This is a genomic window from Rhodococcoides navarretei (assembly GCF_038069675.1).
GTDB classification, from domain to species: Bacteria; Actinomycetota; Actinomycetes; order Mycobacteriales; family Mycobacteriaceae; genus Rhodococcoides; species Rhodococcoides navarretei.
In genome coordinates, this window is record NZ_JBBPCN010000001.1 from 5,006,875 (window position 1) to 5,033,600 (window position 26,726).

24 protein-coding genes are annotated in these 26,726 nt (G+C 65.8%); 14 read left to right on the forward strand and 10 right to left on the reverse strand.

Annotated elements, in window-relative coordinates:
• Nucleotides 1-89: 89 nt before the first annotated feature.
• Together AABD04_RS23650 and AABD04_RS23655 are read left to right on the forward strand one after the other, a co-directional pair.
• Nucleotides 90-1,304, forward strand: coding sequence for a lipase family protein (locus AABD04_RS23650; RefSeq protein WP_341442719.1), 1,215 nt, complete (start codon nt 90-92; stop codon nt 1,302-1,304).
• A gap of 85 nt (nt 1,305-1,389) precedes the next feature.
• The gene (locus AABD04_RS23655) at nt 1,390-2,388 is read left to right on the forward strand and encodes an ABC transporter substrate-binding protein (protein WP_341442720.1); all 999 of its coding nucleotides are present in this window, start codon (nt 1,390-1,392) and stop codon (nt 2,386-2,388) included.
• A 2-nt stretch (nt 2,389-2,390) separates the two neighbouring features.
• Here AABD04_RS23655 and AABD04_RS23660 read toward each other — a convergent pair whose 3' ends face one another.
• From AABD04_RS23660 to AABD04_RS23675, 4 genes are all read right to left on the reverse strand, one after another.
• Entirely contained in the window at nt 2,391-4,274 is a 1,884-nt protein-coding gene (locus AABD04_RS23660) for an ABC transporter ATP-binding protein (protein ID WP_341442721.1), read from the reverse strand.
• A gap of 114 nt (nt 4,275-4,388) precedes the next feature.
• On the reverse strand, nt 4,389-6,704 hold the full coding sequence (lon, locus tag AABD04_RS23665; protein ID WP_423228185.1) for an endopeptidase La: 2,316 nt from the start codon (nt 6,702-6,704) through the stop codon (nt 4,389-4,391).
• A 108-nt stretch (nt 6,705-6,812) separates the two neighbouring features.
• The gene (locus AABD04_RS23670; RefSeq protein WP_341442722.1) at nt 6,813-7,514 is read right to left on the reverse strand and encodes a type 1 glutamine amidotransferase domain-containing protein; all 702 of its coding nucleotides are present in this window, start codon (nt 7,512-7,514) and stop codon (nt 6,813-6,815) included.
• A gap of 48 nt (nt 7,515-7,562) precedes the next feature.
• Complete coding sequence (locus AABD04_RS23675) at nt 7,563-8,327, reverse strand: putative protein N(5)-glutamine methyltransferase (protein WP_341442723.1); 765 nt, start codon at nt 8,325-8,327, stop codon at nt 7,563-7,565.
• A 184-nt stretch (nt 8,328-8,511) separates the two neighbouring features.
• Here AABD04_RS23675 and AABD04_RS23680 point away from each other — a divergent pair, with 184 nt between their 5' ends.
• Nucleotides 8,512-9,318 carry a pentapeptide repeat-containing protein gene (locus AABD04_RS23680; protein ID WP_341442724.1) on the forward strand — a complete coding sequence of 269 codons (807 nt, stop codon included), beginning with the start codon at nt 8,512-8,514 and terminating at the stop codon, nt 9,316-9,318.
• 163 nt (nt 9,319-9,481) lie between these two features.
• Complete coding sequence (locus tag AABD04_RS23685) at nt 9,482-10,369, forward strand: oxidoreductase (RefSeq protein ID WP_341442725.1); 888 nt, start codon at nt 9,482-9,484, stop codon at nt 10,367-10,369.
• Between the two features lie 10 nt (nt 10,370-10,379).
• Here the strand turns inward: AABD04_RS23685 and AABD04_RS23690 are convergent, their stop codons facing one another.
• Nucleotides 10,380-11,423 (reverse strand): glycerophosphodiester phosphodiesterase family protein, encoded by a 1,044-nt coding sequence (locus AABD04_RS23690; RefSeq protein WP_341442726.1) that lies wholly within the window; start codon nt 11,421-11,423, stop codon nt 10,380-10,382.
• Nucleotides 11,424-11,434: 11 nt separating this feature from the next.
• Nucleotides 11,435-11,995 (reverse strand): TetR/AcrR family transcriptional regulator, encoded by a 561-nt coding sequence (locus AABD04_RS23695; protein ID WP_341442727.1) that lies wholly within the window; start codon nt 11,993-11,995, stop codon nt 11,435-11,437.
• 59 nt (nt 11,996-12,054) lie between these two features.
• Between AABD04_RS23695 and zapE the strand changes: the two genes are divergently transcribed.
• The 3 genes from zapE (at nt 12,055) to AABD04_RS23710 (ending at nt 14,467) form a co-directional block, all read left to right on the forward strand.
• Complete coding sequence (gene zapE, locus AABD04_RS23700) at nt 12,055-12,996, forward strand: cell division protein ZapE (RefSeq protein WP_341442728.1); 942 nt, start codon at nt 12,055-12,057, stop codon at nt 12,994-12,996.
• A 126-nt stretch (nt 12,997-13,122) separates the two neighbouring features.
• Complete coding sequence (locus tag AABD04_RS23705) at nt 13,123-13,497, forward strand: hypothetical protein (protein ID WP_341442729.1); 375 nt, start codon at nt 13,123-13,125, stop codon at nt 13,495-13,497.
• A gap of 85 nt (nt 13,498-13,582) precedes the next feature.
• Complete coding sequence (locus tag AABD04_RS23710; RefSeq protein WP_341442730.1) at nt 13,583-14,467, forward strand: pirin family protein; 885 nt, start codon at nt 13,583-13,585, stop codon at nt 14,465-14,467.
• A gap of 9 nt (nt 14,468-14,476) precedes the next feature.
• On the opposite strand, the gene AABD04_RS23715 is transcribed toward AABD04_RS23710, so the two are convergent.
• From AABD04_RS23715 to AABD04_RS23725, 3 genes are all read right to left on the reverse strand, one after another.
• Nucleotides 14,477-15,490, reverse strand: coding sequence for a hemolysin family protein (locus AABD04_RS23715; RefSeq protein WP_341442731.1), 1,014 nt, complete (start codon nt 15,488-15,490; stop codon nt 14,477-14,479).
• The gene (locus AABD04_RS23720) at nt 15,487-16,890 is read right to left on the reverse strand and encodes a hemolysin family protein (RefSeq protein ID WP_423228250.1); all 1,404 of its coding nucleotides are present in this window, start codon (nt 16,888-16,890) and stop codon (nt 15,487-15,489) included. Before AABD04_RS23720 ends, AABD04_RS23715 begins: the two co-directional genes overlap by 4 nt.
• 192 nt (nt 16,891-17,082) lie before the next feature.
• Nucleotides 17,083-17,649 carry a ribonuclease H family protein gene (locus tag AABD04_RS23725; protein ID WP_341442733.1) on the reverse strand — a complete coding sequence of 189 codons (567 nt, stop codon included), beginning with the start codon at nt 17,647-17,649 and terminating at the stop codon, nt 17,083-17,085.
• A 182-nt stretch (nt 17,650-17,831) separates the two neighbouring features.
• On the opposite strand from AABD04_RS23725, the gene AABD04_RS23730 reads away from it, so the two are divergent.
• The 5 genes from AABD04_RS23730 (at nt 17,832) to AABD04_RS23750 (ending at nt 22,427) form a co-directional block, all read left to right on the forward strand.
• A complete protein-coding gene (locus tag AABD04_RS23730) occupies nt 17,832-18,779 on the forward strand; it encodes a DNA-3-methyladenine glycosylase family protein (protein WP_341442734.1) in 948 nt (315 codons plus the stop codon).
• 51 nt (nt 18,780-18,830) lie between these two features.
• Nucleotides 18,831-19,775: an aldo/keto reductase gene (locus AABD04_RS23735; RefSeq protein ID WP_341442735.1), complete on the forward strand. Its 945-nt coding sequence runs from the start codon at nt 18,831-18,833 to the stop codon at nt 19,773-19,775.
• Between the two features lie 61 nt (nt 19,776-19,836).
• A complete protein-coding gene (locus AABD04_RS23740; RefSeq protein ID WP_423228186.1) occupies nt 19,837-21,102 on the forward strand; it encodes a multidrug effflux MFS transporter in 1,266 nt (421 codons plus the stop codon).
• Nucleotides 21,103-21,139: 37 nt separating this feature from the next.
• Nucleotides 21,140-21,616, forward strand: coding sequence for a DUF309 domain-containing protein (locus AABD04_RS23745; RefSeq protein ID WP_243596578.1), 477 nt, complete (start codon nt 21,140-21,142; stop codon nt 21,614-21,616).
• 106 nt (nt 21,617-21,722) lie between these two features.
• A complete protein-coding gene (locus AABD04_RS23750) occupies nt 21,723-22,427 on the forward strand; it encodes a condensation domain-containing protein (RefSeq protein WP_341442736.1) in 705 nt (234 codons plus the stop codon).
• Here the strand turns inward: AABD04_RS23750 and AABD04_RS23755 are convergent.
• Nucleotides 22,405-23,169: a deoxyribonuclease IV gene (locus tag AABD04_RS23755; protein WP_243596580.1), complete on the reverse strand. Its 765-nt coding sequence runs from the start codon at nt 23,167-23,169 to the stop codon at nt 22,405-22,407. The two genes, AABD04_RS23750 and AABD04_RS23755, sit on opposite strands and share 23 nt — an antisense overlap.
• 74 nt (nt 23,170-23,243) lie before the next feature.
• On the opposite strand from AABD04_RS23755, the gene AABD04_RS23760 reads away from it, so the two are divergent.
• Both AABD04_RS23760 and AABD04_RS23765 read left to right on the forward strand, forming a co-directional pair.
• Nucleotides 23,244-23,978 (forward strand): ABC transporter ATP-binding protein, encoded by a 735-nt coding sequence (locus tag AABD04_RS23760; protein WP_341442737.1) that lies wholly within the window; start codon nt 23,244-23,246, stop codon nt 23,976-23,978.
• 53 nt (nt 23,979-24,031) lie between these two features.
• Nucleotides 24,032-26,554, forward strand: a complete 2,523-nt coding sequence (locus AABD04_RS23765; RefSeq protein ID WP_341443131.1) for an ABC transporter permease — start codon at nt 24,032-24,034, stop codon at nt 26,552-26,554.
• The last annotated feature ends 172 nt before the right edge of the window (nt 26,555-26,726 follow it).

Sequence of the window (26,726 nt, forward strand, 5' to 3'; positions counted from 1 at the left end):
TATATCGGTTTGCGGGCCGGCTCTACGGGGGCTTGCCAGGTCGCCGCAGCGTTCGTCGCTTCGGTTCAGGCACGGAGGGGATTACTTACATGCGGGTTCTCAAATTGGTAGGCGCTGCCACATTCACGGCAGCGGCCGTGTTGTGTTCATCGCTCGTCGGCGCAGGTCAGGCGGCGGCGGAGCCACTGATGCCGACCCCCATCGCAGACGGGTTCGGTGCACCGCCTGCGGATCTGGACGCCCTGCAACCGGGCGACGTGATCTCCAGCCGACCGATGCCACCGCCGCCCGGATTCTTCGATGTCGACGTATGGCAGCTGAAATTCCGCTCGACCGATTCGACGGGTGATCCCATTGCGGCGATCAACACCATCATGGTCCCGCGTAACAAAGCTCCCAATGGCCCGTTGCTTTCCTACCAACACATCATCAATGCACTGGGTCTCGAATGTGCACCTTCACAGGCCCTTTGGACCAACGACCCCAATTTGGCAATTCGTGAGGCTCCGGCGCTGAACGCGGTGCTGCAGCGCGGCTGGACTGTCGCCATCGCCGATCATCTCGGACCGAGAAGCGCCTACGGTGCCGCCAAGCTCGGCGGGCAGATCGTGCTGGACAGCATTCGCGCCACTCAGCGCTTCGATCCCATCCAGGTTCAGCAGAGCCCGGTTGCGTTGGCCGGCTACTCCGGTGGCGGAATGGCGACGGCATGGGCAGCTGCGCTGCAGAACGACTACGCACCCGAGCTGAACATCGTCGGCAGCGCGAACGGTGGTGCTCCGATGAACCTCGAGCGCATGGCTCGCGATCTCGGTTTCGCCCCGCACCCCATGTTCGGTCTGGCGTTCGCTGCCGCGCTCGGTATCGAACGCGAGTACCCCACCCGCATCCCGATCAGTTCTCAGCTCAACCCGGTGGGTAAGGAGATCGAGAGAAAGATGCAGAACGGGTGCACCAACGACATCATCGCCGCGGGTGCAGGCAAGAGTGCCATGGAGGTCGCGGGCACGTTGGATCTGATCAACAGTCCGGAAGCGATCGCCGCCGTCAACGAGAACAGCGTCGAGCTGTATCCCGGAGTACCGAAGGCACCGTACTTCGAGTGGCACAGCCCGTCCGATGTCTTGATCCCGGTCAGCGCCATCGACAACACGATCGACCGATACTGCCGCGCCGGAGTCCTGGTGACCGAGGTGCAGGTACCCAGCAACGATCACCTGACCGCTGCAGTGCTCGGCCTACCCCAGGCGCTCGAGTGGATCAACCAGCGATTCGCCGGGGTACCGGCTACCTCCACCTGCTGATCGGCTCCTCCGACCCTGGCACATGATCAACGCTTCGATGGGTCGGTTAGGCTAACCTCGCTAAGTTCCGGTGCGAGGAGATCACATGAAGAAGACCGTCCAGCTCGTCGCCGCCGGTGCCTCCGTTCTGGCACTGGCGGTCGGCTGTTCGCCCGACAACACCACGGCCACGTCCGCTGGCTCAGACAGCGATTCCGGCGGCTTCCCCGTCACCATCGAGCACAAGTTCGGTGAGACGGTCGTCGACGCCGAGCCCACCCGCGTCGTGACGATCGGGTTCAACGAGCAGGACTTCGCGCTCGCGCTGGGCGTCAAGCCCGTCGCGACACGCGGCAACCTGAGCTACGACTACCGCCAGCGCCCCTGGGCACAGGAAGCATTGGGCGGCACCGAGATTCCCGAGGTCGGCAGCACCGACCTGAACCTCGAGCAGATCGCAGCGCAGTCACCCGATCTGATCCTCGGGCCGTACTCCTTCATCGACCAGGGCCAGTACGACACGCTCTCGGGAATGGCACCCACGATCGCCGACATCGGCGGCTACGACGACGTGCCCGCGGCAACCTGGCAGCAGGAGTTCGCCGTTGTCGGCGAAGCCCTCGGCAAGTCGCAGGAGGCACAGGACCAGACGGCCGAGTTGGAGCAGAAGTTCGCCACCACCGAGTCCGAGAATCCTCAGTTCACCGGTAAGTCACTGTCTCTCGCGTTCGTCATGGACGACGGCAGCTACCTCCTGCTCGGCAAGGACGACATCCGCGCCCTGTTCTTCACCGACCTCGGCTTCGAGATTCCCGACGCCTCCGAGACCATCAGTCCCGAGAACCTCGATCGACTCGACACCGACGTCCTCGTCATCGCCGGCCAGAGTCACGAACAGCTGCAGGCGAACCCGCTACTCGCTGCCCTCGACGTGGTGAATCAGGATCGAACCGTCTACATCGGCCCCTTCAGTACGGACCTGCCCTCGGCCCTTGGCTACTCGAGCCCACTGTCGCTGGACTACGCGATCGACGGTTTCACTCCGATGCTCGCCGCCGCCACCGACGACGACCCGTCCACCGTGGTCCCCGACCCGGCTTCGTAGGGTCACTCCGCGGGCACCACACTCGCGGTCTGCGCGAACTGCGTCCGGTGCAACTCCTCGTAGCGACCTCCTGCTGCGAGGAGTTGATCGTGCGTGCCGCGTTCGGCGACTCGCCCGTCCTCGATCACCAGGATCACGTCCGCGGCCCTGATCGTCGACAGTCGATGCGCGATCACCACCGACGTCTTTCCCTCCAGCGCCTCGCCCAACGCGGCCTGCACCGCGGCCTCGGACGTCGAATCCAACGAGGCCGTTGCCTCGTCGAGGATGACGACCCGTGGCTGCGCGATGAGCAACCGGGCGATCGTCAGGCGCTGACGCTCTCCACCGGAGAGCCGATACCCACGCTCGCCGACGACTGTGTCCAAACCGTCGGGCAGGGATCGCACGAGGTCTGCCAGCCTCGCGCGCGAGAGTGCATCCCACAGTTCGTCGTCGGTGGCGTCGGGTCGCGGTAGCAACAGATTCGACCGGATGCTCTCGTGGAACAGGTGCCCGTCCTGGGTCACCATTCCCACTGTGCCGCGAACGGATTCGGCAGTCAGATCTCGTACGTCCACGCCGCCGAGCCGTACCGCGCCGCCATCGACGTCGTACAGCCGCGCGATCAACTGCGCGATCGTGGACTTGCCCGCACCGGAGGTACCGACGAGCGCGACCATCTGGCCGGGTTCGGCCCGGAACGACACTCCGTGAAGAACCTCCTCTCCCCCGCGCGAATCCAAGGTGGCGACCTCTTCGAGCGAGGCGAGCGAGACTTTGTCCGCGGACGGGTACGCGAACCTGACATCGTCGAGTTCGACGGCCACCGGCCCCGGCGGTAGCACTGCCGCGTCGGGCTTGTCGGCGATCAGCGGAACGAGATCGAGAACCTCGAAGACCCGCTCGAAGCTCACCAATGCGCTCATGACCTCCACGCGAGCACTCGCCAGCGCAGTCAACGGAGAGTACAACCGCACCAGCAGAAGCGACAGGGCCACAACCGAACCCGGGTCCAGTGTCCCTCGAAGGGCATAGAATCCGCCCAAGCCGTACACCACGGCGAGCGCCAACGCCGAGACGAGTGTCAACGCCGTCACGAACACCGTCTGCACCATCGCACTGCGCACACCGATATCGCGCACCCGCGCCGCCCGTACCGCGAACTCGACCGATTCCTGCTCGGGATGACCGAACAGTTTGACCAGTGTTGCTCCCGGTGCCGAGAAGCGCTCGGTCATCTGCGTGCTCATCGCCGAATTATGTGCTGCCGCTTCGCGTTGCAGACGTGCGAGGCGTCGGCCCATCCGGCGTGCGGGCAGCACGAACACCGGCAACAGGACGAGCGCGAGAAGCGTGATCTGCCAGGAGATCCCGATCATCACCACCAGCGTCAGCACCAACGTCACCAGGTTGCTGACAACACCGGACAGGGTGGTGCTGAATGCGCGCTGCGCTCCGATCACGTCGTTGTTGAGTCGGCTCACCAGCGCACCGGTGCGGGTTCGCGTGAAGAACGCGATCGGCATGCGCTGCACGTGGTCGAACACCGCGGTCCGCAGGTCGAGGATCAAGCTTTCGCCGATGTTCGACGAGAGCCACCGATTGATCAGACCGACCGCGGCGTCCACCAGAGCGATGGCGGCGATGGCCAAGGCCAGCATCACCACCACGCGCAGCTCTCGACCGTCGACGATCGCGTTGACCACCCGCCCGGCCAACACGGGCGTGGCCACCGCGAGAACGGCCAGAGCCACGCTGAGCGCCAGGAATCCCCCCAGCGCCCGGCGATGCGGAGCCGCGAACGTCAGGATCCTGCGAGCCGTCGCCATCGAGAACGACGACTGGGTATCGGGCCTGTTCATGGTGCGATACATCTGATTCCAGGCGGTCATCTCCATGCTCATGTCAGCACCCTCATGTCAGCACCCTCATGTCATCACTCTCATGTCGTCGATCTCATGTCATCACGGTAGAACCTCGACATAGCTCGAGGTCAAGCGCGGCTCCTGTTGCCACGATCACGCCGCCGCTGCGGCTGCCACCGGCTCCAGCGCGAGCGCCAGAATGTCGACGACATCGGTCATCGGACGGACGTCCAACGCCTCGAGCACTTCTGCGGGCACGTCGTCCAGATCCGGCTCGTTGCGAGCCGGAATGAACACCGTCTTCAGTCCCGCGCGCTGCGCAGCCAACAGTTTCTGCTTCACTCCACCGATGGGCAGCACCCGACCGTTCAACGTGACCTCGCCGGTCATGCCGACATCCGAGCGCACCGGCCGCCCTGTGGCCATCGACACCAGGGCCGTCACCATCGTCACACCGGCCGACGGACCGTCCTTCGGCACCGCGCCCGCCGGAACGTGGACGTGGATGCTGCGATCGAGCGATTCCGGCGTGACGCCGAATTGCGCTGCGTGCGAGCGCACGTAGGACAGCGCGATCTGTGCGGACTCCTTCATCACATCGCCCAGTTGGCCGGTGAGCTCGAGCCGGGCGTCGCCGTCGGTCGCCGCTGCCTCGATGAACAACACGTCGCCGCCGAGGCCGGTGACCGCAAGACCGGTGGCGACACCCGGCACCTCGGTGCGCTCATGCGCTTCGGGAGTGAAGCGTGGTCGACCGAGGTACGTCACCAGATCCGGCTCGTCGATCTCCAGGACATCGGTGGAGCCCACCAACCTGGTGGCCACCTTGCGAAGTGCCTTGGCCAACAATCGCTCCAGTTGCCGCACTCCGGGCTCCCGGGTGTAGTCGGCCGCGATCGTGCGCAGCGCCGCGTCGGTGACCGTCACCTCCTCGGATGTGATTGCGGCCCTGTCCATCTGACGCGGCAGCAGGTAGTTCCGTGCGATGACGACCTTGTCGTCCTCGGTGTAGCCGTCGATGGTCACCAATTCCATGCGGTCGAGCAACGGACCGGGAATCTGGTCGATCACATTGGCGGTCGCGAGAAACACCACGTCGGACAGGTCGAGATCCAGATCGAGGTAGTGATCACGGAACGTGTGGTTCTGCGCAGGGTCGAGCACCTCGAGCAGAGCGGCACTCGGGTCACCACGATAGTCCGAGCCGACCTTGTCGATCTCGTCCAGCAGCACAACAGGATTCATCGATCCCGCCTCACCGATGGCCCGGACGATGCGGCCCGGCAACGCGCCGACATAGGTACGGCGGTGACCGCGGATCTCGGCCTCGTCGCGAACGCCGCCCAGAGCGACGCGCACGAACTGTCGGCCGAGCGCACGGGCCACCGACTCGCCGAGGGAGGTCTTGCCGACTCCGGGCGGACCTGCGAGCACCATGACGGCGCCCGACCCACGCCCACCGATCGACTGCAGGCCACGTTCGGAGCGACGTGCACGGACGGCCAAATACTCGACGATGCGATCCTTCACGTCATCGAGGCCATGATGATCGGCGTCGAGAACCGCACGTGCAGAATCGATGTCGTTGTTGTCGGTCGTGGTGTTGTTCCACGGCAGGTCGAGCACGGTGTCGAGCCAGGTTCGGATCCAACCCGATTCCGGACTCTGATCGCTTGCCCGCTCCAGTTTGCCGACCTCACGCAGCGCCTGTTCGCGCACCTTCTCGGGCAGGTCTGCGGCCTCGACGCGGCCGCGGTAGTCGTCGGCACCGTCGGGCTCGTCCTCGCCGAGTTCCTTCCGGATGGCCGCCAACTGCTGTCGGAGCAGGAACTCCTTCTGAGTCTTCTCCATCCCCTCGCGGACGTCGCCCGAGATCTTGTCGTTGACCTCGACTTCGGCGAGATGTGCCTTGGTCCACTCGATGAGCGACGTCAGACGCGTTCCCACGTCCGGGGTTTCGAGTAGGTCACGCTTCTGGACGTCGGTGAGGTACGACGCGTAGCAGGCCGTGTCGGCGATCGCGCCCGGGTCGGTGAGCTTGTTGACCGAGTCGATCACCTGCCAAGCGTCCCGGCGCTGCAGCATGGCCACGACGAGTTGCTTGTATTCGGCAGCAAGGGCTGTGAGGTCGTCGTTCGGGGACACGTCGGCGACGGTCTCGACCTCGACCCAGAGGGCGGCACCGGGACCGCTGACACCGTGGCCGATGTGCGCGCGTCGGGTTGCCTTGACGACAGCGGCCGGGCGGCCGTCCGCCAGGCGGCCCATCTGCACGATCGTGGCAAGGACACCGTAAGCGGCGTAGCGGTCTTCGAGACGCGGAGCGACGAGCAGCGTGCCGTCGTTGCTCGCCTTCGCTGCATCGACGGCGGCGCGCGCAGCCTCGTCGAGTTCGACGGGCACCACCATCCCGGGCAGGACGACCGGGTCGGTCAGGAACAGCACGGGGACACGAACGGTTTCGGTCACTTCTCCTCCAAAGGATTGAGCTATTGGGGCTCAACTTCGAAAGCAGTAGTGATGTTCCCACCGATGGCCGGTGTTCTCCGTGGGCAGAACACCGGCCGCTGGCGACGACTACTTCAACGAACTGACCAGCTTCTCCGCGAGCGGACGCGTCGAGGCCGGGTTCTGCCCGGTGTACAGATTTCGGTCGACGACGACGTTCGGCCCCCACGCATCGGTGGAGTCGAACTTTGCACCGTTCTCGCGCAGGCGGGTCTCGAGCAACCACGGGGCCTTGTCGGCGAGACCGGCCTGGGTCTCCTCTTCGTCGGTGAATCCGGTGAGCTCGTAGCCGTCGAACGCCCAGGTTCCGTCGCTGCGGACGGCGGGGAGCAGGGCGGCAGGCGCGTGACACACCGCGGAGACGACCTTGTTCGCATCGAGGAAGTCGACCACCAGCGCGCCGAAGCTCTCCGACACGGCGAGATCCTCCATCGGACCGTGACCGCCGGGGACGAACACCACGTCGAAGTCCGACGCCTTCTGGTCCTCCAGCTTCGCGGGCGAGGACAGGATCGACTCGATCGAGGCGAGGTAGCGCTTCTGGTCGGCCACCTTCTCCTCGTCGCCGCCGTTGGCATCGACAGCCAGGCTCCCTTCGTCGACGACCGGGGCCTTACCGCCCGGTGTCGCGACCGTGATGTCCCAGCCTGCGTCGACGAACGTGCGATGCGACTCGACGAGCTCCTCGGCCCAGTACCCGGTGGGATGCTTCGTACCGTCGTTCAATGTCCAGTGGTCGGCAGCGGTAACAGCGAACAGCAATGTAGTCATGGCCGGTGGATGCCACGCACACGCCCGATCGAAACACGGGCGGGATCGCTACTTTTTGGTCGAACCGACCACCACGACGGCGTCGAACGCCTCGGATTCGTGGATACGGCCGGAGAGGCCGGCGTCGACCACGGCCCGAAGCGTCGAATGCGCCAGGGCTGCACTGGTTTCGATGAGGAGATGGCCGCCGGGAGCCAGCCATCGTGACGCCCCCGCAGCAACCCGGCGGTGAATTCGGGCACCGTCCGTACCGCCGTCGAGCGCGATGTGCGGCTCGTGGATGCGCGCCTCTCGTGGCATCAGCCCGATGTCGCTCGTCGGGACATAGGGCGCGTTGACGACGATCGCATCGAACCTGCCGAGCAAACCCGGCGGCACGGCGTCGTACAGGTCGCCGAGGTACACCGTGCCCCCGACGTCGGCGAGGTTTCGCGACGCACACTCCACCGCCACCGCGTCGACGTCGACGGCGTGCAACTCAAGGACGCCACCGACCGACAGGCCTATGGCTCCGGAACCGCAGCACAGGTCGAGCAGCACCGAAGGATGCAGCGCTGCAGTACATTCGACGAGAAACTCGGTTCTTCGGCGAGGTACGAACACACCCGGCTCGACGGCGATGCGTCGACCACAGAACGCGACCCAGCCGACGACGTGCTCGAGCGGCTCACCCGCGACGCGGCGTGCGAGCTTCTCTCTCAGCTCCGCCGGATTCGCCGCGGATTCGACGAGGATGTCGGCTTCCTCCTCGGCGAACACGCACCCGGCATCGCGCAGCGAGAAGACCACCTCGTCGTACTCGAGTTCCGACATCGACCGTGCCTCCCGGAGTGCTTGTCGCCCGCCTGCCCGCTCGCTGAAATACTGTAACGCGATATGTCGCAGGCGAGCGGAGCCCGATGGGCTGGGAATTTCATCGCACTGATCTATGGACCGGAGTGACTGCGCAGAACAATCTCGTTTGACGCTGCCACTCCGCGAAGGACAGAGTGAACAGATGCGCGCGCCCGAGAACCTACTGGCCGATTGCGGCAGTTGTTTCGGACTCTGTTGCGTCGCTTTGCCCTTCGCGAGGTCCTCGGACTTTGCAGTCGACAAGGCCGCCGGGGAGCCGTGTCGCAATCTTCGGCAGGACTCGCGGTGCGGCATTCACTCGACGCTCCGCGAGAAGGGCTTTGCCGGGTGCACGGTGTACGACTGCTTCGGTGCGGGCCAGCAGGTGTCGCAGTCCACGTTCGCAGGACGGGACTGGCGGGAGCAGCCGTCGAACTCGTCGGAGATGTTCGCGGTGTTCCCGATCATGCGTGATCTGCACGAGTTGCTCTGGTACCTGGCGGATGCCCGAGACCGGGATGCAACGGCTTCATTGCATGTTCGACTGTCCAGCGACAACGCAGAACTGCATGCACTGACCGAATCACCACCCGACGTGCTGCTGTCGGTCGACGTCTCCGGTCTGCGGTCGCGGATCAACGAAGTGCTGCTCGAAGCAAGCGATCTGGTTCGTGCCGAAGTGAAAGGCAAGAAGAAGAACTACCGCGGCCGCGACTTGATGGGTGCGCAACTGGCCGGTGCGAACCTGCGCGGTGCCAGCCTGCGCGGCACCTACCTCATCGGGGCGACGCTGCGCGGAGCCGACCTGCGCCTGACGGATCTGATCGGTGCAGACCTCCGCGGCACCGACCTTCGAGGTGCGGATCTGCGCGGCAGCCTCTATGCCACGCAGTTCCAGATCGATGCGGCACGAGGTGACCGAGCAACCCGGCTGCCCGAATCTCTGACCCGTCCGAGTCACTGGACCTGACCCTCGGGGCGTTCGGCCCGGCGAGACAGTCCGCACACATGTACCCCCGCCGCACGGAAAGCCCGACATGCAGGATTTCCGGTCCGCTTCGAAAAATCCGAATGTTCATCGGCTTCTGAGCTGCACATGGGCGAAGTCCAAAACAGACCGGTAGCCTGACTCCGTGCCCGAAACCAAGCAGAGACGCGTTGTCATCACCGGAGCGAACACCGGTATCGGCTACTTCACCGCCTTGGAGTTCGCGACGCGCGGCGACCACGTGACGCTCGCATGCCGCAACCAGGACAAGGCCGAGGCAGCCGCGGCGAAAATCCGGTCGGAGGCCCCGAACGGAACGGTCGACACAGCCGCGCTGAACCTTGCCGATCTGGCATCGGTGCGTGACTACGCCGCGTCGGCTCCCGAGTCGATAGACGTATTGATCAACAACGCCGGCGTCATGATGCCTGCCTCGCGGACCGAAACCGAGGACGGATTCGAGCTTCAGCTCGGCACCAACCATCTCGGTCACTTCGCGCTGACCGGGCTGCTGTTCCCCAAGCTCGCCGACCACGCGAAGATCACCACCATCGCATCCGTCGCGCACCGTCAGCGCCCCAAGCTCGACTTCGACAACCTCCAGCTCGAGCGTGGCTACAACGCTCAGCGTGGATACGCGAACTCCAAGCTCGCCAACATCCTGTTCGCGCTGGAACTCCAGCGTCGGATCGACAAGGCCGGCTCGACGGTGTCCAGCAATGCTGCGCACCCCGGTATCTCGTCGACCGAGCTCTACTCCAGTCCGGACGGCTTGGGCAGCAACAAGATTCTGGCTGCGCTGGCACCCATCGGATTGAAGTTCATCTCTCAATCTGCCCGTGCCGGAGCGCTTCCCACGATCTATGCGGTCGACGTCGCTGGCGGCGGGACCTACAGTGGCCCCACGTCGCTGTTCGAGTCACGCGGCAAGCCCGGCCCGGCGTCCATGACTCGCATGGCTCAGGATCCCGCGCTCGCGGCGAAGCTGTGGGACGCCAGCGAGAAGCTGACCGGAGTCGGCTACCCGCTCTGACCACGGACCGTCACCGGGCGGGTTCGGGTAGAGGAAGCCCGCGCTCGCTCATGACGGCACGCAACCGGTCGGGGTAATCGGTGATCAGGCCGTCGACGCCCAGGTCCATCAGGGCACGCATGGTGTCGGGATCGTCGACGGTCCACGGGATGACTCGTATCCCGCGTTCGTGCGCAGCGTCCACCACGTCCTGCGTGACGTAGAGCTCGAAGTCGGGGTCGCCGACCTTCCCGCTCTGTGGGGTGCCCTGCGCGGGCGAGTATGCCGACGCCCCGAACGAATCGATCGCGGCAATCGCGTCCCCTCCGAAATCGTCGATGTCGATCCCGCCCAGCCAGGGTGACGCCCCGTCCTGCCCGATCTGCAAGAAGTCCCCGTTGGTCAGCGCCACCACCGGCACCTCCGGCTCTGCTGCTCGGACCAGTGTGAGTGCGCCCCAATCGAAGCTCTGCACGGTGACCCTGTCCAGCATCCCGGCATCGCGGATGGTCCCCAGCACTGTCTCGACGAACTGCTCACGCGGCGCGGTCTCGGTAGGGCTTCCCGCCTCGACCTTGGTTTCGACGTTCAGCGTCACTCCCGGTGCGTCGGCCGACTTCACCAGATCCAACACCTCGGTAAGCGTCGGCATCCGGGCACCGGCCACGCGCCGCTGCTCCGGGTAGTCCGCGAGCGGTAAGGCTCCGCAATCGAGAGTGCGGATCTGCGCGAGTGTCAGCGTGTTCACGAACTTCCCGACATAGGGAAATTCCGGATCTGCCGGCGTGATTGCACCGGTGTCGATGCACTTCTTGTCGGAAACCTTGCGGTCGTGCGTGACGATCGCGATGCCGTCCTCGGTGATCTGCGTATCCAGCTCGAGGGTGCTCACCCCGAGTTGCAGTGCATTGGTGAATGATTCGATCGTGCTCTCGGTGACCAAGCCGAGTCCGCCACGATGGGCCTGCAGGTCGAACGAGCCGAGCGGGGCCGGGTCCGCTGCCGAGACAGTTCCACACCCCGTCAACACCGCGAGGGGAACACACACCAGGGGCACGTACCGACCGAATCGCATGCTCGACGAGGCTACGGACGGTCGGTGTCCACCGAGTTCCCTCGCAGTGAACTCCCCGCGCCCGCGAGGTAGACGGAGACTGGAACACGAAGCGCTGCAACATCCTTCGTAGAGCAACGTCCGAACACCACGTCGGCCACCAGCCCCTCACACAGCGAGACCAGGCCGTCTGCGTGCGTGGGATCGGAGAACAACTCCCGCGCCCGTTCGAGCGAGAAGAACGATCGAGCCAGCACGTCTCGAACATCCTGCGCAACAGCGGGATCCAGCATCAGCGCGTAGCGGGCTCGAAGCTCGACCAGGCGATGGGTGAGCGCATCGTGGAGATACCGCGCGACGACCGTGGCGACGTCGGTCTCGGTGCCGGCGATATCGACGAACGTCGCACGCGAGAGCTCGACCAGGCGCGCGGCGACCGCCGCCAGCAGATCGGCCTTGGTGCGGAAGTAGTAGGACGTCGAACCCGCTGGATAGTCGAGCGCCGAGTCGAGCGACCGATGCGTCAACGCACGCAGGCCGTCGTGCGCGATGACCACGAGTGCCGCGTCGGCGATGGCGGTTCGGCGATCCATGGTGGTGACCCTACACACCCCTCTACAAAAGTAGAGGAATCCGGCGTACGGTTCGATCCATGAGGCCGATCGCACCGCGCCACGCATTCGACACCGAGTTCACCCTCGACGACGCGCAAGCCGCGGCAGCAGACACGCTGTCGACCCCTGGCACCGAGGGTGCCTACCTGTGGGGACCGGTCGGCCGTGGCAAGACGTGGCTGCTCGACGCCTACTTCTCCGGTGTCGCGACCACCGCCAAGAAGCGCGTCCACTTCCACAGCTTCTTCCGCGACCTGCACGCTGCGTACTTCCGTCACCGCTTCTCGATCGACGCGGCCATCGACGACATTCTCGCGACGGACGACACCGGCCTGCAGGCCGAGCTGCTGTGCTTCGACGAGTTCCACGTCCACGACATCGGCGACGCCCGGCTCATCACGCGCATGCTCGATACCCTCTTCGCCCGCGGCGTCGCTCTGGTCGTCACCTCCAACTACGCACCCGACGATCTGCTGCCGAATCCGCTGTTCCATCCGACCTTCGTTCCGACGATCGACAAGCTGAAGAAGAACCTCGAGATCATCTGCGTCGACGGTCCCGTCGACTACCGTTCCGTCGGCACGAGTGGGTCGCGATTCGCCTCGGGAACGTGGACTCTCGAGCCCGGCTCGGTTGGTCACACGTTCACGGAATTGTGCTGCGCCGCTCGTTCGACGGGCGACTATCTCCGGATGCTGGAGACCACAACGAACCTGACGATCACCGATGTTCCTGCGCTCGAGAGTGTGGACGAATTCGCCGCTCAGCGGTTCGCGAATCTCGTGGATGTCCTGTACGACCACGATGTGCGAGTCGACTTCCACGCCCTCGTCCCGCTGCACGAATTCGGCGTCGGATGTATCGGTCTCGACACCGAACGATTGGTCAGCCGGCTCGGCGAGCTGAGCACACTGCCACTCCAGCGCGCGGCAAACACCGCCGACGGGCCCGCACACACAAAGGGAGACACCCACTACTGACGGCGGTCGGGGGCGACAGCAGTAGCGGGTGTCTCAACTCCTATTCGCCGCCCCTCATCGGGTGGATGGGTCTGGATGGGAAATTCTTTCGAAGTTTTTTCGACCGCCCAGGAATAGCCTGTGACCATGGCATTCACAGCAGCGAACCACTACGACGTCAGCGGCGACGACCTCACCGGAACCGTCGACGCCCATCGATCCGCCGGAGTCTGGGCGGCGCAGCTCGTACTCAGTGGTGAGACGCTCGAATCCACCGACGTCACCCGATCCGATCTGGGCTTCGAGGTGCGAACCGTCGTGCAGAACCTCTCTGACGGCAACCGAACCCACCTGCTCCTCGTACTGCCGCGCGTCAACATCGACGCGGACGACAGTCAGCCGGTCACGTTCACCTCGTACGCCGTCCTGTACACCGTCCACGGCGGATCGACCGAAGCGCACGGTGCTGCCGAGTCCTACGACGTGCGGCTGCTCAGCGGAACCGCGTCACACGTCGGTTAGAGCCGGACCGGGAACAGCCCTCGTCGCAATCCGGTTGTTCTGCGTAGTCGATTCGAACGCCAACTTCGCGCCATCAGGAGCAGACGTGATCCAGATTCTCACCCCACGCGAGGTGCCCCTCGGCGGTCCACGCGCGCTGAAGGTTCGGCGGACTCTTCCACAACGGCAGCGTTCCCTGATCGGAGCATGGTGCTTCGCAGATCACTACGGCCCCGATACCTCGTCGATGGACGTGCCCCCGCACCCACACACCGGATTGCAAACCGTCAGTTGGCTGTTCTCCGGCGAGATCGAGCACCGCGACAGCGTGGGATCGCATGCGATGGTGCGGCCTGGCGAGCTGAATCTGATGACGGCCGGCTACGGCATCAGTCACTCGGAAACCTCGACCCCAGCCACCGAGATCCTCCACGGCATGCAGCTGTGGGTTGCCCTTCCGGCTCGATCTCGATTCACCGAACCGGCTTTCGAGCACTATGTGCCCACGACGCACACACGCCAGGGGTTGACCGCACGGGTGTTCCTGGGCTCGCTGCTCGGCGACACGTCGCCGGTGCGGACGTTCACCCCACTCCTCGGAGCCGAGATCGTGCTCGACGCCGGAGCCCACGTCACCCTCGAGGTCGACCCGACGTTCGAGCACGGCGTCATCGTCGATCAGGGCACGGCGACGATGGACGACACCACGCTCGGTGCAGCCGAACTCGGGTACCGCGAACCGGGCAGCTCGACGCTCGATCTGCGTAATCCGGGCCGCGAGCCGGTGCGGCTGCTGCTGCTCGGAGGACCACCGTTCGGCGAGCAGATCGTCATGTGGTGGAACTTCGTGGGCCGAAGCCACGAGGACGTGGTCGAGTACCGAGCCGCCTACGAGAGCGGCAACGAGCAGTTCGGCACCGTCGAGGGCTACCCGGGAGCTCGCCTGCACGCACCGCCGCTGCCCAACAGCCGGATGCAACCGCGCGGCTGAGCACCTCGGCTACGCGGCAGGGGCTGTGGGTAGCACCCGTTTGATGACGTCGGTGAGCGTGACGACGCCGAGGAACTGTCCGTCGGTCTCGACGACCGCGAGCTGAACACTCCGGTTCCGCATCTGCTCGAGCAACTCGTAGACGGGCGTCGATCCCTCGACCGTGAATGCCTCACGCGCGTAGTCGGCAGCCGGCTCGCCGAGATCCGCGAGCAACGTGTCGCGGACGTGGACGACGCGAGGCGTCGAGCCGGAGTTGTCGGTCAGCAGCACCCGAAGGTGACCGGACCGCAGCGCCGCCGCCTGTACGTCGGACACCGAAGCACCGTGCGGCACCGAGGTCGTCTTGGAATCCGGCACCGTGATCTTGTCGACCGTCAGTGTCTCGAGTTCGATCACCCGGGTGATCTGAGTTTGCAGCTCCGGCTCGAGCACCCCGACCTGGGAGGAGTACTCGACGAGGTTGCGGATGGTCTCGGCATCGCGGCCACCGACCGCGGCGCTCTCCACCGGTTCCACACCCGACCGTTCCACGAGCGTGTTGGCGATCTTGTTGACCCACACCAGGAACAGCCGGAACGGGCGGACGAACGCCCGAGACGGCAATCCGATGATGGTGGCGGCCAGTTCCGGATGCGCGATGGCCCAGGACTTCGGAGCCATCTCCCCCACCACCAGGTGCAGGAACGTCACGAGCAGCAGCGACAACGCGAACGCTGCGGTTCCGGCCAACCAGCCCGGCACACCCCACGAGGTGAACACCGGCCCCAGCCACGAATCGACGGCAGGCTTGGTGACGGCACCGAGCGCGAAGGTGCACGCCGTGATGCCGAGCTGGGCACCGGCGAGCATGATCGTGAGCTCGTTCATTCCGCGCAGCGCTGCTCGCACCGATCGGCTCGCGCCGGCCTTTTCCTCCAGTCGATGCCTGCGGGCACCGAGCAGAGCGAACTCGATGACGACGAAGAACGCACTCAGTGCGATGAGCAATACCGTCACCGCGACGACGACCCACGCGTTCATCGGTCCGTCTCCTCGTCCGACTCCTGCGAATCCTCGCTGCCCTCCGGCGAATTCTCGTGCAGTCTGATTCTCAGCTCACTCGGTACGTGCCGGTCCACCTCGAGGACCTCGACTTCCAGCGACGGACGCGGCGGTACCTCTTCCATCAGGTCGGCCCCGAACACCGCGAGGTCGATACGCACCGTGTCTCCCACCTCGGGCAGATTCCCGCCCTCTGCGATGAGCAGGCCGGCGAGCGTCTCGTAATCGCCTCTCGGCAACAGCATGTCGCGACCGATGGTGCGTTCGACCTCGTCGACGTGGACGTCGCCGTCCATGAGCCACACTCCGTCTTCCTGATCCTCGACGCCGGCAATGCCCTCGTCGTGTTCGTCGGTGATCTCGCCGACCAGTTCCTCCGCGAGGTCCTCGATGGTGAGCACGCCCGCGAATCCGCCGTATTCGTCGATGACGCACGCCAACTCGTTATTGGTGCTGGCCAACAACTCCAGGGCATCCTCGAGCGGCATGAGTTCGGGCACGATCAGCGGTTCGCGCATGATCTCGGTGACGGAACGAGTGTCGTCGGGGGCGGCGGCCAACACCTCGGCGAGCTGCACCACACCGATCGGCTCCTCACGATCGCCGATCACCGGGTACCGCGTGTGCGCACGCACCATCCGCGCCCGCATCTCGCCGATGGCCGTGGCGGGGGTGACCGCGTCCACCCGACTGCGCGGGATCATGGCGTGCTCGACGTCGCGCTCCGGGAAGTCCAGGATGCGGTCGAGCAGCAACGACAGATCCTCGGTGAGATCCCCGCTCGCCCTGGAGTCCTCGATGATGCTCTCGAGATCCTTGGCGGTGGCACTGCTGTCCACGTCGTGTACCGGTTCGACGCGCAGTAGCCGCAGCATCGCGTTGGAGGACTTGTCGAAGAAGGTGATCAGCCAACCGAAGGCGGCCAGATAGATCAGCGTCGACCGGGCGAGGCGTCGGGACAGCGGATCGGGGTTGGCGATGGCGAGGTTCTTCGGATACAGCTCGCCGAAGATCATCTGCACGACGGTCGCGAGCACGAGAGCGCCCACCGTGCCGATCGAAATACCCACCGCTATGGGAACTCCGGCGCTGCTCAACAGTTCGCCCAGCGACTCGCCGATGAACGGCTCGGCCACGTAACCGACCATCAGACCGGTGACCGTGATGCCCAGCTGCGCGCCCGACAGCATGAACGAGGTGCGCTTGGTGACCTTCAGGGCTCGCTCGGCAGACGCGTCGCCCTTCTCCGCTCCGATTCGCAGCGTCGCCCGGTCGACGGACATGTACGCGAACTCCTGGGCGACGAAGTATCCGTTGGCCGCGATGATCGCGGCGGTGAGCACGAAGCCGAGGAGCAGGGAGAGAAGTGCGGTGATCACCATGCGATCACTCGAAGGCGGACGGACCGATCAGTGTCCTCGGATGCAGCAGCGACCGCGGATGGCTGTGGGGGGTGGATGGAGTGCACAGCGCGCTCGACGCCTCCGATGCGAGAGAATGCGAATTGACTGAAATGTCGCAATACTACCGAGTGCCAATGCGCAATTCCGATGTCGAGCAGCAATGCGTGCTCAGAACAGAGTCGGAACCGCGTCTTCCGACGTCTCCCGTGGCGCAGCGGCCGCCTTCCTGGTGGGCCCCGAATCCGCAGCTGTCGGTGCAGGTGCCGTGTCTGTGGGTGCAGATACGGCCGGTGACACCGCACCACCCGCGGCCACGGCTCGCGCGGCCTCTCCGGCCAACGCATCGGCCGCCTCGTTGAAGTGATTGCCCACGTGACCTCGGACCCACCGGAACCGGACCGGACCCTCGCGATCGGTGATAGCTCGCTCGATGCTCTGCACCAACTCCAAGTTGCGCACCGGAGTACCGCTCGCGGTTTTCCACCCCTTGCGCTTCCACCCTGCGAGCCATTCGGACGCGCATTTGATGGCGTACTGCGAATCGGACTCGATCAACAGCGGCTCTGGCCCGGGGTGCGCCGATACCGCCTCGAGCAGGGCTCTGAGCTCGGCGACCTGGTTCGTGCCCGAGGGCTCACCGCCGGAGTTGCTCGGCCCTGTGTGGTTGACCCACGCCCACCCGATTGCTCCGCCGGGGTTACGCAGACACGAGCCGTCCGTACTCACGATGATCACGGTCCCAGACCCTACGTCGGGGCACCGACAAACTCGGGGTGACTCGCGCACGAACAGCGAAGCGACTTGCCGGACGGTACCGAGGCCACCGGCGTCGGCCACGGAGGCTCGTCGAAGGTGTCGAATATCGGTCTGTCAGGCACACTCGGTCTACCGGCCCCGATCGTCAGGAGGTGGCACCGATGACCGGCACCACCGACCCCCGTGCCGCAGCTCCGGACGGGATCGCACGCCACGTCACGTCGCAGCAGCGAATGGACGTGCGGATGTCGGTATCGCCCCTGCGCCGAGGCCGCGGCGACCCCACCTACGAGTCGACCGCCGACGGCGCGGTCTGGCGCACGTCGAGAATGAGCTCGGGTCCGGTGACGTACCGCTTGATGCAGACCTCGAGAACCAGCGTTCAGGCCCGAGCGTGGGGTCCCGGCGCACCCGAACTGCTGGACGCGGTGCCCGCCCTGCTCGGCCTGGACGACGACGCCTCGACGTTCGCGCCGGAGCACCCGATTCTCCAGGAAGCCCACCGGCAGTTGCCGCACCTGCGGCTGGGTAGAACGGGTCTGGTGCTCGAGGCCCTGATTCCGGCGATCATCGAGCAACGCGTGCACGGCATCTCGGCCTTCGGATCGTGGCGATACCTGGTGAGCAAGTTCGGCGAGAAGGCACCGGGACCGACGCCGAAGCCGATGTTCGTCTTTCCCACACCCGACGTGTGGCGTCGCATCCCGTCGTGGGAGTACCACCGCGCCAACGTCGACCCGGCCCGGTCCAAGACCATCGTCCGCGCCGCGCAGGCGGCCGGACGCCTCGAGGAGGCGTCGACGATGACGTCCGAGGATGCAGCGCGCAGGCTGCGGGCGATTCCAGGTGTGGGCGTCTGGACGGCGGCCGAGACCGCACAGCGCGCCCTCGGCGATCCCGACGCCTTGTCGGTGGGCGACTATCACCTGGCGGCCGTCGTGGGGTGGTCGCTGCTGGGCAGACCCATCGACGACGCCGAGATGGTCGAGTACCTGCAGCCCTTGGCACCGCACAGACATCGAGCGATTCGTCTGCTCTACCTGAGCGGGAAAGCAACCAAACCCAAGTTCGGTCCTCGAACCGCACTGGTGGATCACACGTGGCATTGATCCCTCGCCGCTCGTACAGTCGAGTTGTTCGCCAACGTAAGGGGTTTGTCTGTGGTTGCCATCGGTAGTTCCGATCTGAACATCTTTCCGCTCGCTCTCGGCGGGAACACTTTCGGCTGGACCAGCAACGAAGCTGCATCCTTCGAGATTCTCGACGCCTTCACCGCGGGCGGAGGCAACTTCGTCGACACCGCAGACTCGTACTCGGCCTTCGCCGACGGCAACTCGGGCGGCGAGTCCGAGACGATCATCGGCAACTGGACCCGAGCCCGTGGCAACCGGGACGACGTCGTCATCGCCACCAAGGTCAGCCAGCATCCCGAGTTCCGCGGACTGGCCCCGAGCAACATCCGAGCCGCCGCCGACGCGTCGCTCTCCCGGCTGCAGACCGACCACATCGACGTCTACTACGCGCACTACGACGACGAGAAGACTCCGCTGGTGGAGTCCCTCGCCGCGTTCGACGAGCTGGTCCGAGCAGGCAAGGTTCGGCACGTCGCCATCTCGAACTACACCCCGGCGCGAGTGCGTGAGTGGCTCGAGCTGGCGAAGGAGAACGGGTTCGCTGCTCCGATCGCGCTGCAGCCGCACTACAACCTGGTCGCGCGCCGCGATTACGAGGGCGAACTGCAGAATCTGGCCCTGGAGAACGGGCTCGGCGTCTTTCCGTACTTCTCCCTCGCCGCCGGGTTCCTGACGGGCAAATACCGCACCCGCGAGGACTTGGCCGGCAAGCAACGGGAACGCCTGACCACGGGATACTTCTCCGACGCCGGTCTCGAGGTGGTGCAAGGTCTGCGCGAGATCGCCGAATCGCGATCGGCGGAAGTGTCGAGTGTGGCCCTGGCCTGGCTGCTGGCGCGCCCCGGCGTCACAGCCCCGATTGCGAGCGCGAGCACGATCTCCCAGCTACCGGCCCTGCTCGACGCACCGGCATTGGCTTTGACCGGCCAGGAAGTGGAGAAACTCACCGTACTGTCCGACGCCGTGGCGTAGAACACGAAAGTTGTAGACAGCAACTGGGAACAGAACGAGTGCCCCGGTTGCTGATCCTCGGGTGGCCCAAGCACCGAACACGTCAACAGCCGAGAACGCCGTAGCCGAAGCACCGGCACCGATCACGTCCCCCGAGCCGACGTCCAGGGAACGCCTGCGGGTGATTCTCGTGCTCGGCGCGCTGATCGCCCTCGGTCCGCTGACCATCGACATGTACCTGCCGGCGCTTCCCGCCATCGCCGACGACCTGAACACCCCGTCGTCGGCGGTGCAGCTCACCCTCGCAGGCACATTGATCGGGCTCGCCCTCGGCCAACTCGTGATCGGCCCGCTGTCCGACATCGTCGGTCGACGCCTCCCCCTGATCGTCGGCACGGGAGTGCACATCCTGGCGTCCGTCGCCTGCATCGTGGCTCCCAACATCGCCGTTCTCGGAGGCCTACGCGTCGTGCAGGGTCTGGGTGCTGCCGCTGCTGCCGTGGTCGCGATGGCCATCGTGCGAGACCTGTTCAGCGGCCGCGCGGCGGCAACCGTCCTGTCCCGGCTGATGCTCGTCATGGGCGTCGCACCCGTGCTGGCTCCCTCGCTCGGCGGTGCCGTGCTGTTGGTCGGATCGTGGCGTCTCGTCTTCGCTGCGCTGGCGATCATGGGCGTCGCTCTGATGACACTGGCCATCGTGTCACTGCGCGAGACTCTGCCGCCCGAGCGTCGCCGTGCACGCGGGGTCATGCCGGTGCTGCGCACCTACCGCTCGCTGCTGCGCGACGCTCAGTTCGTGGTGCTCGTTCTCGTCGCCGCACTGGCGATGTCCTCGTTGTTCGCGTACATCGCCGGATCGTCGTTCGTCCTGCAGGAGGAGTTCGGCCTCGACGAGCAGCAGTTCGCGATCGTCTTCGCCGCCGGTGCTATCTCGCTCATCGGCGCATCGCAACTCAACGTCCTGCTGCTCGGGCGCTTCGCTCCCGTGCAGATCGTGTTGGCGGCGCTGTCGTTCGCCGTGCTGTCGGGTGGGGTCATGACTGTGCTGGCGATCGCCGGGATCGGCGGCATGGCCGGCTTCGTGGTTCCGCTGTGGTTCGTGCTCGGTGCCGTCGGATTCGTGATGCCCAACGCCCCGGCACTCGCGCTGTCCCGGCACGGTGAAGCGGCGGGCGGTGCCGCAGCACTGCTCGGAGCGGCCCAGTTCGGACTCGGTGCCATCGTCGCCCCGATCGTCGGCGCACTCGGGAACGACGCGGTAGCCGTGTCCACGACGATGGTCGTGACCTCCGCCGCCGCTTTGCTTGCTCTCGGCGTCATCACCACGCGCTCGTCGTCCCGTCGATGAGCTCGCCGCGGGGGCGGCACACACTAGGGTGACGGCCATGGCCGAACGCGAACGTGATGCGCAGGGTAAGCCCCTCAACGCACGGCCGCGAGACGGTCTCGGTCGTCCGCTTGCCCGAGGCGGTGCCGGAACCCCGCGGGTGCCCGACGACCTACGGCTCCCACCTGCCGCAGCTATCGTCGAGGCGCAGAAATTTCTGGACGCGAACATGCCGTTCCATGCGCACGAGGTACTCGAAGGCACGTGGAAGAGCTGCCCAACCGACGAGCGGCCGTTGTGGCAGGGCCTCGCCCAGCTCGCCGTCGGGTTGACCCATCTGATGCGCGGCAATCGCGTCGGTGCCGGTTCGCTCCTCCGGCAGGGACACGACCGTCTGATCGGTTTCGAGCCCGACCCTCCCCACGGTCTGGATGTGGCCGGTCTGTTGCGCTGGTCCGAGGGCCTGCTCGACGACCTGGAGACCGGAACGTTGCCGATCGCTCCAGGCATACCGGCATTACGCGCCACCGACTGAACCGATCCCGACAGGGGCGACCTGACATTCGACGCCCGGCTCGAGCTAGCCTGATGGAGATTAGGTAAGGCTAGGACAATCCGATTCGGAAGTGGGGTTCCTCGGCGTGACCGTGTTCGCACCGCTACGACTCGCGCACCGCGAGACGATCAGCCCGGCCCAGCTCGGACGCACTCTCTGCACCGAGGTGGCCGAGCAGGTTCCGTACTGGGTCGCCGTCCTGACACCGGCCGAGCGCCCGTTGCTCACCGAACGGCCCACGTCGTTCGAGCAGACCTCGGTGACATTCGCGGTGCCGACCGGCGTCCACCGGCCCCGCGTCCTGCTGCTTGCAGCTCTGGGATCGGCCGTGTGTACCTGGCAGAGAAACAACTGTCGCGGATCCTCGGCCGGTGTGCTGGTCGACCTCGATCTCGAGGGCACCGCGGCAGTTCACCCGGTCCGGCTCCCCGCGGTCCACGCCGACGCACTCACCGGCGCTACCCAGGGCAAGCACCTTCTCGACGACGTCTCGAGCCGACTCGCCTCGGTGCCCAACGGTGGCCGCGACTACGCACTGACGCGTAACTACCCAGCTCTGGCTTCGCGCGCGGGAGCGCAGATCATCGTCCGTGACGATGCCCTGGCAGAGCCCAGCCGCGATCACGCCATCGACATCGCCATCACCGCAGCAGGGTCCGGTGCCGCCCAAGCACACGTGACCTGGGCTGCGAATCTTCAAGGAATCGACGAGCTGATCCGGCTCTGGACGGAGGCCGTCCACCGGCTCGCGACGACGACCTCCGCCACTACAGGCTCTTCAGCAGCCTGACGTCGTCCTCGATCCCCTCGGGCGGAGTCTCGAGGATCACCGGCGCATCGGCAGCCAGAGCGACGGCGGTCAGAATTTCGGCGTCGATGGTTCCGGTGCCGAGGTTCGCGTGCCGGTCTCTTGCAGAGTCGAACTCGTCGCGCGAGTTGTTCAGGTGCACCAGATCGATGCGTCCGGTGATGGCCTTGATGCGGTCGACCACGTCGACCAGATCCTCGCCCCCGGCCCACGCATGACAGGTGTCGAGGCAGAAGCCGGCACCGAATTCACCGATCGCGTCCCACAACCGGGCGATGTCGTCGAAGTGGCGCGCCATCGCGGAATCTCCGCCCGCGGTGTTCTCGACGAAGATCGGTACGGCGAACCCACCTTGCTCGGCCTGCCGCTCGAACAGCTTGCGCCAGTTGTCGATTCCCTTGGCAGTATCCTCGCCCTCGCGGACGTGGCCGCCGTGGACCACGAGTCCGATGGCCCCGATCTCGGCGGCAGCGGCAGCCTGCTCGACGACGGCCTTACGTGACGGAATCCGAATTCGATTGTTCAAGCTCGCCACGTTCAGGACGTAGGACGAGTGCACCACCACGTCGACGTCACCGCTGAGCAGAGCCTCACCCTGCGGGTGTGGTTCGAGCTTGTTCCACTTCTGCGGATCGGTGAGAAACATCTGGACGAGGTCGACGCCGAGCGCCTCGGCCGTACCGAGAGGGTCGCTGCTGTCGCGGACATGTGCTCCGATACGCATGATGTCCATCATAGGGTGGTGTTCAGGGTCTCCCCTGATAGCGACCGGCGCAGAACGCTGGAACACTGGCAAGCATGAGCGACATTGCCGCACGCGCGGTCGACGTATCGAAGGTCTACGGTTCAGGGGACACCCAGGTTCACGCACTGTCCGGGGTGAGCGTCGATTTCGCGCGCGGAGAATTCACCGCCATCATGGGCCCGTCGGGCTCGGGCAAGTCCACACTGATGCACTGCCTGGCCGGCCTGGACACTGCATCCTCGGGAACGGTGACCATCGGCGACACCGAGCTGACAGCGCTCTCCGACAAGGAGATGACCGGTTTACGCAGGGACCGAATCGGATTCGTGTTCCAGGCCTTCAATCTGGTGCCGACTCTCACCGCTCTGGAGAACATCACGCTGCCCCTGGACATCGCCGGCCGCACAGCGGATCAGGCCTGGCTCGACACCGTGGTCGACAAACTCGGCCTGCGCGATCGCCTCGACCACCGCCCCAGCGAGCTCTCGGGCGGCCAGCAGCAGCGAGTGGCGTGCGCCCGAGCGCTGGCCGGCCGACCCGACATCGTGTTCGGCGACGAGCCGACCGGCAATCTGGACTCTCGCTCGTCCGGTGAGGTGCTGTCGATTCTGCGCACTGCCGCAGACGAATTCGACCAGACCGTCGTCATCGTCACCCACGATCCACGCGCGGCCAGCTACGCCGACCGCGTCGTGTTCCTCGCCGACGGTGCCGTGATCGATCAGTTGAACTCGCCCACGGCCGACGCCGTACTCGAGCGGATGAAGAAGCTGGAGACGGCCCGATAATGGCGCACTCGGTAGCCAAGAAGGCTCCACGGCGGGTGGCGTCGGGCAATCCCATGCGCAAGGTCTCCCTGAGAAATCTTGCAGCACACAAGGTTCGGCTGGCACTGACCGTGCTGTCCGTCGTGCTCGGCACCGCGTTCGTCGCGGGTTCGTTCGTGTTCACCGACACCCTCCAGCGCACCTTCTCCTCACTGTTCGCCGACACCGCGCAGGGTGCGGACGTTCGCGTGAGCCCCGAGGACGCGCGCTCCTCCGGCGTGCCGAACGAGGACATCGCGGCGATCTCGGCGTTGCCGAACGTGCGCGCCGTGTCCCCGTACGTGGGCGGGCAATTGGTGCTGCTGGGGTCGGACGGTGCCGCGGTGCAGTCCGGCGGCGCACCGACCATCGGTGAGTCGTACCTCCCGGATGACCAACGACTCGGTGATCCGACGACCTTCGTCGACGGCTCTGCTCCCACCGCTCCCGGGCAGGTCGCGATCAACGCCGGCGGTGCCGAGCGTGCCGGACTGAAGGTGGGCGACGCGAGCCAGGTCCTCGTCCCCTCCAAAGGCATCACCGACATCACCATCGCCGGAATCTACTCCACGCCAACCGAATCCGGCGGTTACATCGGAATCCAGTTCGTCCAGAGTCAGGCGAACGAGTTGTTCACCGACGGTGCCCACGTGCAGTACATCGACGTCGCGGGCAACGACCTCGCCGCCCAAGGGCTGACACAGAGCGATCTTCGCGACGAGATCGCCGCGGCGTTCCCCGACCTGAAGGTCCAGACTGCCGCGGACGTGCAGGCCGAGACTCAGGCCGAGGTCGAATCGGCCCTGTCGTTCATCAACTACTTCCTGCTCGCGTTCGGTGGGATCGCCCTGCTCGTGGGCACCTTCATCATCTACAACACGTTCTCCATGATCGTCGCCCAGCGAGTACGCGAGCTGGCCCTGCTGCGTGCCGTCGGAGCCAGCCGCGGGCAGGTCAGCCGATCGGTCGTCCTCGAAGCGCTCGTCGTCGGCATCATCGGAAGCGTGCTCGGCTTCGCAGGCGGAGTCGGTCTGGCGTACGGCCTCCGGGCACTGCTCAACGCGTTCGACCTCGGCCTACCGTCCGGATCGCTGGCGCTCGAGCCCCGCACGGTGGTCGTTGCCTTCGCGGTGGGCATCGTCGTCACCGTCCTCAGCGCATACGCACCGGCCCGGCGAGCGGCCAAGATTCCGCCGGTCGCCGCGATGCGCGAGGAGTTCGCCTCTGCCGGCGACACCCTGCGCACCCGAACGTTCGTGGGCATCGCACTGGGAATCGCCGGCGCAGCCGCGCTGGTCGTCGGCGCGCAGTCGACCGGCGGAGCGGCCGCGGCCACCGTCGGCGCGGGTGCCGTTGCGCTTATCGTCGCCACCGCACTGGCCGCACCGTCGCTGTCACGGCCGATCGTCGGAGCGCTCGGTGCCGTCATCACCCGCCCGTTCGGAGCCATCGGGCGCTTGGCCAGGACGAATTCGGTGCGCAATCCGCGCCGCACCGCAGCCACCGCGTTCGCCCTCATGCTCGGCCTCATGCTCGTGACCGTGATCGGCGTGCTCGGATCCACCGCCAAGGCCAGCGTCGACTCACTCGTCGACACCGGCGTCGAGGCGGACTACATCCTCTCCGGACCCCAGTCGATCGGCGTTCCGACCGGTGCGACGACGGCCGCGCAACAGGTGACAGGCGTGGATCGCACTGCAGTGCTGCACCCGGTGTTCGTCACGATCGCAGGCGAGGAGGAGTACGGCGCCGCCATCGACGGCTCGCCGGAAGGACTGCTCGAGCTGTCGATGGTCCAGGGCACTGCAGATCTGGACAGCAACGGGTTCTCGGTCTCGGAGACCGAAGCCGCCGCGCGCGGATGGACCGTCGGGACCGAGGTCACGTTCGACACCGTGGACGGAGCCTCCGTCCCGGTGACGGTCACCGGAGTGTTCACCGACAATCCGCTGATCGGGAACTGGATCGTCTCCGGCGACATCTATCAGGAAGTGACGCCGTCCATCACCAGGTCCGACCTCCTGGTCCTGGTCAAGGCCCAGCCCGGTACGGACCTGGGCACACTGCGCACCGACCTCGAAGCCGCCACCAAGCCCTTCGTCGTGGTGCAGGTTCAGGACGTGGAACAGTTCAAGGGCAGTCAGGGACAGCAAATCGACACGCTGCTCGCCGTCCTCTACGGCCTCCTGGCTCTGGCCGTCGTCATCGCAGTGCTCGGCATCGTCAACACCCTGGCTCTGTCGGTCGTGGAGCGGCGTCGGGAGATCGGCATGCTGCGTGCGATCGGAATGCAGCGACCCCAGGTCCGACGCATCATCTACCTCGAATCGCTGCTCATCGCGCTGTTCGGCGCGATCGTGGGCGTCGTCCTCGGCATCGCGTTCGGGTGGGGATTCGTGCAGACCCTTCGTGACGAGGGCCTGGGCAGCATGACCGTGCCGTGGGGCCAGGTGGTGTCGATGCTGCTCGGATCCGCCGTCGTCGGAGTGCTGGCGGCCCTGTGGCCGGCCGTGCGGGCCGCCCGCACCAAGCCGTTGGAAGCAATAGCCGACCTCTAGGACGAAGTCCGAACCAGACCGGGCATTGCGCAACGAGACCCGATTGTTGTGGAATGTCCGGTTTTCGGCTTGCACAAAAAGGTCGTACACGTCTACCTTCGGGGAGGTAAAACAGTCTTCAAGTAGGTTTGCAGCTCGTAAACCTACTTCGCCACCGCGGGTCGGGCTCGTA

Coding starts and splice junctions, on each gene's coding strand:
- AABD04_RS23715 (WP_341442731.1), bottom strand. CDS start 15,490: ATGAACGCGTGGGTCGTCGTCGCGGTGACGGTATTGCTCATCGCACTG.
- AABD04_RS23655 (WP_341442720.1), top strand. CDS start 1,390: ATGAAGAAGACCGTCCAGCTCGTCGCCGCCGGTGCCTCCGTTCTGGCA.
- AABD04_RS23670 (WP_341442722.1), bottom strand. CDS start 7,514: ATGACTACATTGCTGTTCGCTGTTACCGCTGCCGACCACTGGACATTG.
- AABD04_RS23675 (WP_341442723.1), bottom strand. CDS start 8,327: ATGTCGGAACTCGAGTACGACGAGGTGGTCTTCTCGCTGCGCGATGCC.
- AABD04_RS23650 (WP_341442719.1), top strand. CDS start 90: ATGCGGGTTCTCAAATTGGTAGGCGCTGCCACATTCACGGCAGCGGCC.
- AABD04_RS23660 (WP_341442721.1), bottom strand. CDS start 4,274: ATGAGCATGGAGATGACCGCCTGGAATCAGATGTATCGCACCATGAAC.
- zapE (WP_341442728.1), top strand. CDS start 12,055: ATGAGGCCGATCGCACCGCGCCACGCATTCGACACCGAGTTCACCCTC.
- AABD04_RS23745 (WP_243596578.1), top strand. CDS start 21,140: ATGGCCGAACGCGAACGTGATGCGCAGGGTAAGCCCCTCAACGCACGG.
- AABD04_RS23730 (WP_341442734.1), top strand. CDS start 17,832: ATGACCGGCACCACCGACCCCCGTGCCGCAGCTCCGGACGGGATCGCA.
- AABD04_RS23760 (WP_341442737.1), top strand. CDS start 23,244: ATGAGCGACATTGCCGCACGCGCGGTCGACGTATCGAAGGTCTACGGT.
- AABD04_RS23680 (WP_341442724.1), top strand. CDS start 8,512: ATGCGCGCGCCCGAGAACCTACTGGCCGATTGCGGCAGTTGTTTCGGA.
- AABD04_RS23765 (WP_341443131.1), top strand. CDS start 24,032: ATGCGCAAGGTCTCCCTGAGAAATCTTGCAGCACACAAGGTTCGGCTG.
- AABD04_RS23755 (WP_243596580.1), bottom strand. CDS start 23,169: ATGCGTATCGGAGCACATGTCCGCGACAGCAGCGACCCTCTCGGTACG.
- AABD04_RS23690 (WP_341442726.1), bottom strand. CDS start 11,423: ATGCGATTCGGTCGGTACGTGCCCCTGGTGTGTGTTCCCCTCGCGGTG.
- AABD04_RS23695 (WP_341442727.1), bottom strand. CDS start 11,995: ATGGATCGCCGAACCGCCATCGCCGACGCGGCACTCGTGGTCATCGCG.
- AABD04_RS23705 (WP_341442729.1), top strand. CDS start 13,123: ATGGCATTCACAGCAGCGAACCACTACGACGTCAGCGGCGACGACCTC.